Consider the following 10,423-nt stretch of genomic DNA (forward strand, 5'->3'; position numbering starts at 1 on the left):
GGTGCCGCGCGCCACCTCGGCGTTGGGCAGCAGCAGCCGCGCCGTGGCCACGGGGCGCTGCTCGTCGTAGACGATGAAGTGGAGGGTGGTCTCGAGCGTGTCGAAGCAGTGCACCTCGCGCAGCGCCGGCGGGTGGTGGGCGATGAGGCCCAATTCCGAGCCGAAGACGGTCCAGCGGACGCGGAGCGCGTCATCCAGGTGCTTCTGTGTGGTCGCGATGAGGCAGTGAAGCGTGCTCATGGGCACCTCCCGATACGAACAGCAGGACTGTTGTGGATGGCGCGGGGAGCGTTCCGGCCCCCCCGGACTCCGCCGCGCCGTGTATGTCCCTTCGTCGCGCGGGCCTTTTTCGTTGGAATTATTTTTTCGGGCGCCGCTGTCCTACAGTGCCGCCCATCTATGGCGGGCACCCCCCCATCCCAGGAGCTCGCGGACCTCTATCGGCGCTACGGTCCGACCCTCTACCGCCGTGCCCTGGCGCTCACGAGGGACCCGGAGGAGGCCATCGACATCATGCAGGACGCCTTCCTCGGCTTCATGAAGCTGAGGGAGTCGCTGCGTGGGGAGGCCTCGCCCTTCACGCTGCTCTATCAAATCGTCACCCACCGGGCGGTGGACCGGCTGCGCAGGCGCTCGCGGTGGACGGGGGGCCTGTCGCTGCGAGAGGACGAGGACCCCGAGGCCGCCGAGCGGCGTCTGGACATGGCGATGGCGCACGAGGGTGGCCAGAATCGGGTGGAGGCGGCCCAGAACCTGGCGCTGCTGACCCAGGGAGAGGAGCCGCAGGTGCTGACCGCGGCGTTCCTCTATTTCGTGGAGGGGCACAGCACCGAGCAGGTGGGGCAGGTGCTGGGCCAGTCGCGCAAGGCGGTGGCGAGCATGTTGGAGCAGTTCCTGAAGCGGGCGCGGGCGCGCCAGGCCCGCTTCGAGGCGGAGGTGTCGCCATGAGCGCGGGAGCCCGGCGGCTGACGGATCCGATGTTGGAGTGCTACCTGGTGGACGCGCTCGACGCCGCGTCGCGGGCCCAGGTGGAGGCGGTGCTGGCGGAGTCGGAGGCGGATCGGGCGCGGTTGCAGGAGCTGCGGGCCGAGTCGGCGGCCTTCCTGGTACAGCATCCGCCGGGGCCCCTGGTGGCGCGCTTCGAGTCCTCCCAGCGCCGGTGGTGGCACAACCCGCTGGCCCTCTTCACGCCGGTGCTGGCGGTGGCGGCGGCCGTGGCGCTGGTGGTGCTCGTCCCCACGGAGGACCCGTACACCACCAAGGGAGGGGTGTCGCTGGCGCTGCACCGCAAGCAAGGGGAGGGGAGTGTCCGGGTGACACCGGGCGAGACGCTGTCGCCGGGCGCCGCCCTGCGCTTCGAGGTGCGGGCCCAGGAGAAGAGCGGGTACGTGGCGGTGGTGAGCCGGGACGCGGCCGGGGTTGTCTCCGTGTACTCCCCGTACGAGGGGCCGGCGGCGGTGCCCTACTCGGCGGAGGCGGCCCTGCTTCCGGAGGCCATCGAGCTGGGCGAGGTCGAGGGCGAGGAGGTGGTGTACGCGCTCTTCTCCCCCAAGCCCTTCGCCCTGGACTGGGCGGTGTCGGCGCTGAAGGAAGGGCGGGACCTGGCGGGCGCCGCGCCCGAGGGCGTCTCGGTGGGGCGCACCTCCTTCGTGGTGAGCAAGCCCCGGTGAGCCGCGGCCCCAGGAGCAGCCCGGGAGTGTCCTGTGTTCAGCGATCGCACTTCGCCCGTCGTGAGCCCGTGCGGAGCGCGTGGGGGGAGGTATGATGGGGCGGACGATGGGGCTCTACGAACAGGTGCATGAGACGGCGCAGGCCATCCGAGCCCGGGCGGGCGGTCTCTCGCCGAAAGTGGGGATCATCCTCGGCAGTGGGTTGGGCGATTTCGCCGAGAGCTTCTCGGACAAGGTGGTCGTCCCGTACGCGGAGCTGCCCCACTTCCCCCACGCGTCGGTGCCGGGCCACGCGGGCCGGCTGGTGATGGGCCGCGTGCGCGGCGAGCCGGTGGTGGCCATGCAGGGTCGCGTCCACGCCTACGAGGGCTACACCCCGGCCCAGGTGGCCTTCCCCGCGCGGGTGCTGTGCGCGCTCGGCCTCCACACCCTGGTGGTGACCAACGCCGCGGGCGGCGTGAACCTGGCCTTCAAGCCGGGCGACATGATGGTCATCACCGACCACCTCAACCTCTCGGGATACAACCCGCTCAACGGGCCCAACGATGACCGGCTGGGGCCTCGCTTCCCGGACATGACCACGGCCTATCCAGCGGCCCTGCAGGCGCAGCTCCTGGAGTCGGGGACGCGCACCGGCGTGGTGCTCAAGCAGGGGGTCTACGCCATCCTCGCCGGCCCGTCCTACGAGACGCCGGCCGAGATCCGCATGCTGCGCATGCTGGGCGCGGACGCGGTGGGCATGAGCACCGTGCCCGAGGTCATCGCCGCCAACCACATGGGCGTGCGTGTGGCGGGCGTGAGCTGCATCACCAATCTGGCGGCGGGCATTGGCAACAAGCCCCTGACACACGAGGAAGTAGCGGAGACCGCCAACCGGGTGAAGGGTCTCTTCACCCGACTCCTCGAGGATTTCCTGCCCACGGTAGCCCGTGCGGGAGCGAGCAAGGCATGAGCGAGCAGTCCAAGGACAGCGGCCAGCAGCTTGAGAATGACCGGCGCGACTCCCCCCGGGTGGAGATGCGCTTGAGCGTGCGGCGGGCGGGCACCTCGGACACCTTCGAGCCCCGGGAGGGCAATCTCTCGCTCGGGGGCTTCGCCTGGTACGGCTCCGCCCTGCCGGTGGGGACGAAGGTGGAGGTGCGCATCCTCCTGCCCGGCGCGAAGGAGGCGCTCCTGGCCCGGGGCGAGGTGCTTCACGTGGGGCACGGCTCGCGCGGGTCGTCCGCGCACGTGCGCTTCCTGGAACTGCCGGTGGAGGCGGAGATGAGCATCGCGCGCTACCTCGATGACGTCGAGCTGGCCGAGTCCCGGTCCCGAGGTGGCGCATGAGCGCGGACCTTCCCTGGGAGAAGCTCTTCGAGCTGGCCACGCAGGTGCGCCAGCGCGCGCACGCGCCCTATTCCCGCTTCCCCGTGGGCGCGGCGGTGCTCTACGCGGACGGCTCGGTGGTGACGGGCTGCAACGTGGAGAACTCCTCCTACGGCCTGTCCGTGTGCGCCGAGCGCAGCGCGCTGGCGGCCGGGGTGGCGCAGGGCCGTGGCAAGCCGGTGGCGGTGGCCATCGTGGTGGACACGCCCACCCCCTGCCCGCCGTGTGGCATGTGCCGGCAGGTGATGCTGGAGTTCGCCCCGAAGGAGCTGCCCGTGCGCAGCCGCAACCTCAAGGGCGATGAGGCGCGCTACAGCCTCGGGGAGCTGCTGCCCCACGCCTTCACCAGCGATTTCCTCTGAGCCTCTACACCCCGGGACGAAGCGTGGATCTGCTGCTCACCAACGGCACCGTCATCACCATGAACCGCGGGCGCGAGGTGCTCGCGGAGGCAGATGTCCTCGTCCAGGATGGGCGCATCGCCCGGGTGGGGAGGAACATCCGCACCCGGGGGGCGGGCCTGCGCGTGCTGGACGTCACCGGCAAGGTGGTGATGCCCGGCCTCATCCACGGCCACCTGCACGCCTGCCAGACGCTCTTCCGCAACCGCGCGGACGGGCTGGAGCTGCTGGACTGGCTGCGCGAGCGCATCTGGCCCTTCGAGGCCGCGCACGACGCGGACTCCATGCGGGCCTCGGCGGACCTCACCTTCGCGGAGCTCATCCAGTCCGGGGCCACGGCCGCGCTCGACATGGGCACGGTGCGCCACTACGACGCCGTCTTCGAGTCCGCCCGGGACTGCGGCTTCCGGCTCACCGGCGGCAAGGCGATGATGGACGCGCCCGACGTGCCCGCGGGCCTGTACGAGTCCACGGAGGCCTCGCTGGCCGAGAGCCTCGCGCTGCTGGAGCGCTGGCACGGCACCCAGGGGGGCCGGCTGCGCTACGCCTTCGCGCCCCGCTTCGTCCTCTCCTGCACGGAGAAGCTGATGCGGGAGGTGGGGCGGCTGGCCCGGGACAAGGGGGTGCGCATCCACACCCACGCCAGCGAGAACCGCACCGAGGTGCAGGTGGTGCGCGAGCGGGTGGGCCGGGACAACGTGGCGTACTTCCACGAGGTGGGCTTCACCGGCCCCCACGTGACGCTGGCCCACTGCGTGTGGCTCTCCGAGGAGGAGCAGCGCCTGCTGCGGGACACGCGCACGGTGGTGTGCCACTGCCCGGGCTCCAACCTCAAGCTGGCCTCGGGCATCGCCCCGGTGCCCGAGCTGCTGGACGCCGGGGTCTCCGTGTGTCTCGGAGCGGACGGAGCGCCCTGCAACAACAACCTGGACCTGTTCCAGGAGATGCGGCTGGCGGCGCTGCTGCACAAGCCGCGGGTGGGCCCCCGGGGCATGCCGCCCGAGCGGGTGCTGGAGATGGCCACCCTGGGCGGGGCGCGGGCGCTGGGTCTGGAGGCGGAGGTGGGTTCTCTGGAGGAGGGCAAGCGCGCGGACATCACCGTGGTGGACCTCTCCGGGCTCCATTCCACCCCTCAGGATCCCCGGGACGTGCTCTCGCCGCTCGTCTACGCCGCCCGCTCCACCGACGTCCTCCACGTCCTCATCGACGGCAAGCTCGTCCTCAAGGACCGGGTCCTGCTCACCCTGGACGAGGCCTCCGTGGCCTCCAACGCCCGTCAGCAGGCCACCCGCATCGCCGCCCGGGCCCATTGAGCCCCGGGTCCGTCACGAGGGGCGCCCGCTCGCACTCCGGGCGAACCCCGGGGGTCCTGGAAGTCTCCCGGCAATCACCCCCGTGGACCGTGCGTAAGCGCAAGGTGCACGCCATGACGTGGAAAGCCGGTGGGATGGTGTAAGGTCCACCCAGGTTCCATTCCTGGAGGAGGTAGTCAGCCGCCATGTGGCAACGGTTCAGCAGGGCAATGCGCAGCTTCTTCGGATTCTTCGTCTCCTCCATCGAGGACCCGGAGCTCATCCTCGAGCAGAACATTCGTGACCTGAACGACCAGGTCCCGAAGATGAACGAGTCGATCGCCATGGTGCGGGCGAACCTGACGCTCCTGGAGAAGGAGAACGGCAAGTACAAGCAGGACATCCGCGACCTGACGGCCAAGGTGAAGGCGGCCATCCAGGCGGGGCGCGACGACCTCGCGGCCCAGTACGCCACCAAGCTGCAGACGGAGAAGGCGGCGCTGGAGCGCAACGAGCAGCAGCTCGAGACGGCCAAGGCGGCGTACGAGAAGTCGCTGAACCTGAAGAAGGCCTTCATGCGCGAGAAGGACCGCAAGACGCAGGAGGCGATGAACGCCATCCGCGACGCGCGGCGCGCGCAGTGGCAGTCCAAGGTAGCCGACGCCATGGAGTCCTTCCAGGTGGCCGGCATCGACGCCACCCACGACGAGATGCTCCGCAAGGTGAACGAGAAGGCCGCCGTCAACGAGGCGCGCATGCAGATGGCGCTCGAGTCGGTGGACCACCAGGCGGTGCAGATCGAGGAGGACGCCGAGCGCCTCCAGGCCATGGATCTGGTCAAGCAGATGAAGATGGAGATGGGGATGGACAGCCCCGCGCCGGTGTCCGAGGTGGGCGGCGGCACCGAGAAGACCATCGGCAAGAAGGTGGAGATCAAGTAGTCCCATGGAACGGAGGAGGCCGCTCTGATGGCGTTGCGACGCGGACCCGGCCTCTATCCGTTCCTGGTGTTGTGCGTGTTGGGGGCGATGTACCTGCTGGCCTCGCGGCTGGGGTACCTGGATCGCCTCCAGGCGCGCTTCTTCCCGGCGACGAAGCAGGCGGTGCGCCTGTCGCCGGGAGATTTCCCCGCGGGCGTGGCGGCACCGGTGGCGGACGTGGCCTCGGTGCCGTTGCGGCCCACGCTCATCGGCTTCACCGCGCGAGGCTCGGCGGCGGCGCTGCTGCTGGCCACCGGTGGGGCCTCCACGCTGGACAACCCCGGGGCTCCCCCGGGTGCGGCGCAGGGCGTGCTGAAGACGGGCTACGCCATGGATGCGCGCGCCGTCGTCTTCGCCAGCGAGGAGGAGCTGCGGCAGGCCCTGGCCGTGGGAGCGGAGCACGGCGGGGTGGACATGGCGGCCATTTCGGTGGACCGGCTGGCGGCCTGGCTGCCCTCGCTCCGGGACGCGGCGCCACGCACGGTGCTGCTGGTGGGGCGCAGCCGTGGGCAGGAGGCCCTGGCGGCGGTGGGGGTGCCAGACCTGGCCTCGCTGCGCGACAAGCGGCTGGGGGTGTACCCCTCGGGCTCCTCGTACTACTTCGCCCTGTGGGCGCTCTCGCGCGCGGGCCTGCGCATGTCGGACGTGCGGTGGGTGGACTTGCCCTCCACGCTGGACGCGGGCCGGGCGCTGCGCGAGGGCCGGGCGGACGCGGTGTCGGGGCTGTGGGGCGACGTGGAGCTGGCCGCTCGGGACCGGGGCGGCGCGGTGCTGGCCACCACGGCGGACGCGCCGCACCTGGTGGCCACGGTGCTGGTGGCCCGGGGCGACTACGCCGCGCGCTACCCGGACGCGGTGCGGAGGATCATTCGTGCGCTGCTGGACGCCAGCAACAGTGTCCTGAAGGACCCGGGACCGGCGGCGCGACTGTTGGGCGAGGTGGCGCCGTACCTGGGAGACCCCACCGAGGCCATCCGCAGCGCGCCCCCGGCGACACTGGCGGACAATCGGGCCTTCTTCGGGCTTTCCGGCGAGGCGCCCGTCACCTATGACGAGCTGTTCCAGAGCGCCTCGGCGCTCTATCAGAAGATCAAGCGCACGGCGGGGGCTCCGCCGGCCGAGGACACCCGCGACCTCGGCGCGCTGAAATACGTGTCGGAGGCGCGAGGGCCCTGAAGCCCTCTGCCCGCGGGGCGCCTCCCTGGCGAGGACGTCCGTGGCCCGTACCCCCAACTACCTGAAGGCCGCCTTCCTGTTGCCCGCCAACCTGATGGGGCTGCTGACCGCCGCGGCGTCCTCGGCGCTCACGCAAGAGCCACTGCCGGCGCTGGTGGCGCTGGGCCTGGAGGGGCTGTTCCTGGGGGCGGCGTCCTCCTCGAAGCGCTTCCAGCGGGCGGTGCGCTCGCGGCAGCCGGGAGTGGCGGACGAGGAGGCGGCGCGGCAGCAGGTGGAGGCGCTGCTGGCGGACCTGGCGCCCTCGCAGCGTGAGCACTACCAGCAGCTCGTGGGGCTGAAGGAGAAGATCCTCGCCAACTACGGGAAGCTGCCCGGGGGGCGGGTGCTGTCGGCCAGCAGCGAGCAGAAGCTGGACACGCTCCTCACCTCGTTCCTGCGGCTCATCTCCACGCTGAACCAGTACCGCACGTACCTCAACTCGGCGGATCGGCAGGCGCTGGAGAAGGAGGTGCGCTCGCTGGAGGCGGAGCTGGCGCAGGAGACGAACGCGCGGCTGAAGGACGTGAAGGAGAAGCGGCTGGAGATTCTGCGGAAGCGGCTGGCGCGCTTCGAGCAGGCGGGGGAGAGCCGCGAGGTGGTGAGCCACCAGCTCGCGAGCATCGAGGACCTGATGCGGCTGACGCACGAGCAGTCCATCGCCATTCGAGACCCGGAGGTGGTCAACCGGCAGCTCGAGACGCTCAACGCCGAGGCGCAGGCCACGGACGAGACGGTGCGGCAGATGGAGCGCTTCCTCGACTTCACCGAGGAGACCTCGGGACCGCTGCCGCACGGGACGCGGGTGCGGTAGGGCGGGGCGGGCTCACGAGCGGAACATGAAGCGGCGAATCCTGATGCGCGTGCTCCTGTTGGGGGCAATGGCGCTGCTGCTGGATGCGTGCGCGACCATTTGGTATTCACGAAACGAAGCTGGACGCGCTCGTTCGGGAGTCGTTTGGGACGGTTCGGTTGCCCAACGAGGTACTCTTCACCCCCGTGCCGGATCTCCAAGTCGGCAACACCGGCTTTGGCAAGGTGAAGCTCATCCACTGCCTGTTCACCGATGACATCTGGTGAGGGTGCTCGCGACTCGAGCGGGCGCGGCACCCTCACCCTTCCCGCATGACGCTCAGTAGATCGTGCCCTGCCAGGGGAACAGGTACGTGAGCGGGATGTTGAGCCGCGCCGCCCACGAGGACTCGTTGTGTCCCGCGCCCTGGGCCACGTAGTAGTACAGGTCCTTGCCTTGGACGTAACCGTCCGCCACCAGCGCGTCCCGCATCCGCGTCGTCTCCGCCAGTCCGTCGCCGTTCGTCCCCGCGTCGATGTAGAAGTTCACCGCGACCTTCGTGGTGGCCGTCTCCACCTGCTGCGTGAGCGCCTGGTTGTTCCACCAGAACGAGCTCGACAGCGCCGCCAGCTTCCCGAAGACCGTCGGGTTACGCCGCCCGATATAGAACGACACCAGCCCGCCCAGCGACGAGCCGATCAGCGCCGTGTTCGGCTTCGTCGTCAGCGTCCGGAAGTTCTGGTTGATGTAGGGCCGCACCGTGTCGCGGATGAACAGCTCGTACTTGTCAGCGCCTCCACCTCCGTACTGTGCATCGCAGCACGGCGTGTACTCGTAGATGCGGTTGGAACCACCGTGGTCGATGCCCACGATGATGACCTCGTCCATCTGCCCATTGCCGATGAGCGAGTTGGCCGTCTCGTCCATGCGCCACTCGACGCCGTAGGTGGCGGTGGAGGCGCTGAAGAGGTTCTGCCCGTCGTGCGCGTACAGCACCGGGTAGCGCTTGAGCGGGTTCTCCGAGTAGCTCGGGGGCAGGTAGATGGTGAGCGTGCGCGAGTTGAGGAACTGCGGCGAGTAGAAGTTGGTGACGTACTGCATCCGGCCCGTGGCCGCGCCGAAGAACGGGTAGATGTTCACCGTGCTGCCAGCCTTGATGCGGTAGTTGCCGCCGGTGGCCCAGGTCGTGTCGTTGAAGAGCGGCTTGATCTCCACGTCGCCCACGGAATCGGCCCAGGACAGCGTCCAGATGTTGCCCGTGGTCCACGTGGCGTTGGTGCCGGTGGTCCAGGACAGGGGCGCTTTGCTGCCCCGGATGGTGATGCGGTTGCCGTAGCCGACGTCGTAATGGACCCGGACGGTGGTGGCCTGTGCCGCCGTGCCCAGGACCAGCAGCAACAGCGCTGCCAGCAGGCCGGCCCTGCGTGTGACGCACTCGAACATGGTGTTTCCCTCCCTTTGGGTGTCCCGCCACCCTGGACTCGCCGGGCAGCGGGGTGATCACCCATGCTCGCCGTACTGCTTCGGGTAGGGCAAGGTCGGCCCCTGGACGGCGGACCCTTATCCGCGCAGGAAGAATTTGACTCCGGGCCCCGGCCCGTCTGCACTCCGACTCCTATGCTCCGCCGCGCCTCACTCTGGCCTCTGCTCGTGTTGCTCGTGTTCGCCGGCTGCTCCCGCTGCGGCGAGAAGCAGGGCATGCCTGGGACGAAGACCACCGACCCCGCCCGCTTCCTGCCGCGCGCTGCCCAGGCCTCTCTCGTCGTGCCGGATCTCGGCGCCTTCGGCGAGAGGCTCGCGCGCTTCCAGAACCTCAAGCTGGCCAACTTCCTCGCCCAGCTCCAGAACGCCTCGTCCGCCGAGTCCTACGTCTCCAGCATCATGCGCCAGGTGGGCGTGGACCTGCGCAGTCGCCAGTCCATGGAGGCCGCCGGCATCGACCCGGGGCGCGGCGCGGGCGCGGCCCTCCTCGGCGGCAATCAGGTCTTCTCCGTGCTCGGCGTGAAGGACGAGAAGACCCTGCGCGACACCTTCGCCAAGCTCGCCCGGGATCGCCTCGGGGCCTCCCAGAGCGCCGAGCAGAAGGTCCCCGGCGGCACGCTCGTCACCTTCAGCCGGCCCGGCTCGCCGCAGCCCGCGCTGGGGCTCCTCTTCACCGAGGGGTATGCCCTGCTGGGCGCGGGGGCCATGGTGCCCCAGCTCTCCGGCTACGCCACGCTGCCCGCGGACAAGTCGCTCGCCCAGGAGCCGCTCCTCTCGGCCTCCCTCAAGCGGCTGCCCGCCGAGCGCGACTTCTACGCCTTCCTCCCCGGCGGCATCGGCTTCCTCATCCCCGCCGGCACCACCCAGTCCGTCACCCTGACGGGCTCCATTGGCGAGCGCGCGGTGACGCTGCGCCTGGACACGCCCTGGCCCGACACGCAGGCCTCGCTCGCCGCGCTCGTCCCGCAGCAGTCCCCCGAGCTGCTCGGCTATCTGCCGGGGGACAGCTTCCTCGCGGCGCGCTTCCAGGGAGACCCCTCGCAGCTCAGCGGTGTCTGGCCCTACCTCGTCGGCTCCTTCGTCACCCGCGCCGTGCAGGAGACCGGCTTCGACGTGAAGGGCGAGCTGCTGGACAAGCTCAAGCCCGGCCTCGTCGCGGGCGTGTCCCTGGCGCCCACCGTGCAGCTCGGCGCCGGCATGCCCACGTTGGATCCACGGCGCATCA

The 10,423-nt window shown here is 70.3% G+C and carries 11 protein-coding genes and 1 pseudogene; 10 read left to right on the forward strand and 2 right to left on the reverse strand.

What is annotated here, in order from left to right:
- Positions 1 to 240: pseudogene (locus VF697_RS14765) on the reverse strand (GNAT family N-acyltransferase); the annotation flags it as partial.
- A gap of 159 nt (positions 241 to 399) precedes the next feature.
- Between VF697_RS14765 and VF697_RS14770 the strand changes: the two are divergent.
- From VF697_RS14770 to VF697_RS14810, 9 genes are all read left to right on the forward strand, one after another.
- Positions 400 to 948: a sigma-70 family RNA polymerase sigma factor gene (locus tag VF697_RS14770; RefSeq protein ID WP_331095425.1), complete on the forward strand. Its 549-nt coding sequence runs from the start codon at positions 400 to 402 to the stop codon at positions 946 to 948.
- The gene (locus VF697_RS14775; RefSeq protein WP_331095427.1) at positions 945 to 1,670 is read left to right on the forward strand and encodes a hypothetical protein; all 726 of its coding nucleotides are present in this window, start codon (positions 945 to 947) and stop codon (positions 1,668 to 1,670) included. The genes VF697_RS14770 and VF697_RS14775 overlap by 4 nt, the downstream gene beginning before the upstream one ends.
- A gap of 91 nt (positions 1,671 to 1,761) precedes the next feature.
- Positions 1,762 to 2,622 (forward strand): purine-nucleoside phosphorylase, encoded by an 861-nt coding sequence (locus tag VF697_RS14780; RefSeq protein WP_331095429.1) that lies wholly within the window; start codon positions 1,762 to 1,764, stop codon positions 2,620 to 2,622.
- Complete coding sequence (locus VF697_RS14785) at positions 2,619 to 2,999, forward strand: PilZ domain-containing protein (protein ID WP_331095431.1); 381 nt, start codon at positions 2,619 to 2,621, stop codon at positions 2,997 to 2,999. Before VF697_RS14780 ends, VF697_RS14785 begins: the two co-directional genes overlap by 4 nt.
- Complete coding sequence (locus VF697_RS14790) at positions 2,996 to 3,400, forward strand: cytidine deaminase (protein ID WP_331095433.1); 405 nt, start codon at positions 2,996 to 2,998, stop codon at positions 3,398 to 3,400. The genes VF697_RS14785 and VF697_RS14790 overlap by 4 nt, the downstream gene beginning before the upstream one ends.
- A 23-nt stretch (positions 3,401 to 3,423) precedes the next feature.
- Positions 3,424 to 4,752 carry a 5'-deoxyadenosine deaminase gene (locus tag VF697_RS14795; RefSeq protein WP_331095435.1) on the forward strand — a complete coding sequence of 443 codons (1,329 nt, stop codon included), beginning with the start codon at positions 3,424 to 3,426 and terminating at the stop codon, positions 4,750 to 4,752.
- 185 nt (positions 4,753 to 4,937) lie between these two features.
- Entirely contained in the window at positions 4,938 to 5,672 is a 735-nt protein-coding gene (locus VF697_RS14800; protein ID WP_331095437.1) for a PspA/IM30 family protein, read from the forward strand.
- A 27-nt stretch (positions 5,673 to 5,699) separates the two neighbouring features.
- Positions 5,700 to 6,887 carry an ABC transporter substrate-binding protein gene (locus VF697_RS14805; protein ID WP_331095439.1) on the forward strand — a complete coding sequence of 396 codons (1,188 nt, stop codon included), beginning with the start codon at positions 5,700 to 5,702 and terminating at the stop codon, positions 6,885 to 6,887.
- Positions 6,888 to 6,927: 40 nt separating this feature from the next.
- On the forward strand, positions 6,928 to 7,737 hold the full coding sequence (locus VF697_RS14810) for a hypothetical protein (RefSeq protein ID WP_331095441.1): 810 nt from the start codon (positions 6,928 to 6,930) through the stop codon (positions 7,735 to 7,737).
- A 318-nt stretch (positions 7,738 to 8,055) separates the two neighbouring features.
- On the opposite strand, the gene VF697_RS14815 is transcribed toward VF697_RS14810, so the two are convergent.
- A complete protein-coding gene (locus tag VF697_RS14815; RefSeq protein ID WP_331095443.1) occupies positions 8,056 to 9,159 on the reverse strand; it encodes an alpha/beta hydrolase in 1,104 nt (367 codons plus the stop codon).
- A gap of 174 nt (positions 9,160 to 9,333) precedes the next feature.
- Here VF697_RS14815 and VF697_RS14820 point away from each other — a divergent pair.
- The coding region (locus VF697_RS14820; protein WP_331095445.1) for a hypothetical protein at positions 9,334 to 10,423 on the forward strand (1,090 nt) is incomplete at its 3' end.

It is taken from the genome of Archangium sp., from assembly GCF_036388035.1.
GTDB lineage: Bacteria > Myxococcota > Myxococcia > Myxococcales > Myxococcaceae > Archangium.

Coding starts and splice junctions, on each gene's coding strand:
- VF697_RS14790 (WP_331095433.1), top strand. CDS start 2,996: ATGAGCGCGGACCTTCCCTGGGAGAAGCTCTTCGAGCTGGCCACGCAG.
- VF697_RS14775 (WP_331095427.1), top strand. CDS start 945: ATGAGCGCGGGAGCCCGGCGGCTGACGGATCCGATGTTGGAGTGCTAC.
- VF697_RS14785 (WP_331095431.1), top strand. CDS start 2,619: ATGAGCGAGCAGTCCAAGGACAGCGGCCAGCAGCTTGAGAATGACCGG.
- VF697_RS14770 (WP_331095425.1), top strand. CDS start 400: ATGGCGGGCACCCCCCCATCCCAGGAGCTCGCGGACCTCTATCGGCGC.
- VF697_RS14800 (WP_331095437.1), top strand. CDS start 4,938: ATGTGGCAACGGTTCAGCAGGGCAATGCGCAGCTTCTTCGGATTCTTC.
- VF697_RS14805 (WP_331095439.1), top strand. CDS start 5,700: ATGGCGTTGCGACGCGGACCCGGCCTCTATCCGTTCCTGGTGTTGTGC.
- VF697_RS14815 (WP_331095443.1), bottom strand. CDS start 9,159: ATGTTCGAGTGCGTCACACGCAGGGCCGGCCTGCTGGCAGCGCTGTTG.
- VF697_RS14780 (WP_331095429.1), top strand. CDS start 1,762: ATGATGGGGCGGACGATGGGGCTCTACGAACAGGTGCATGAGACGGCG.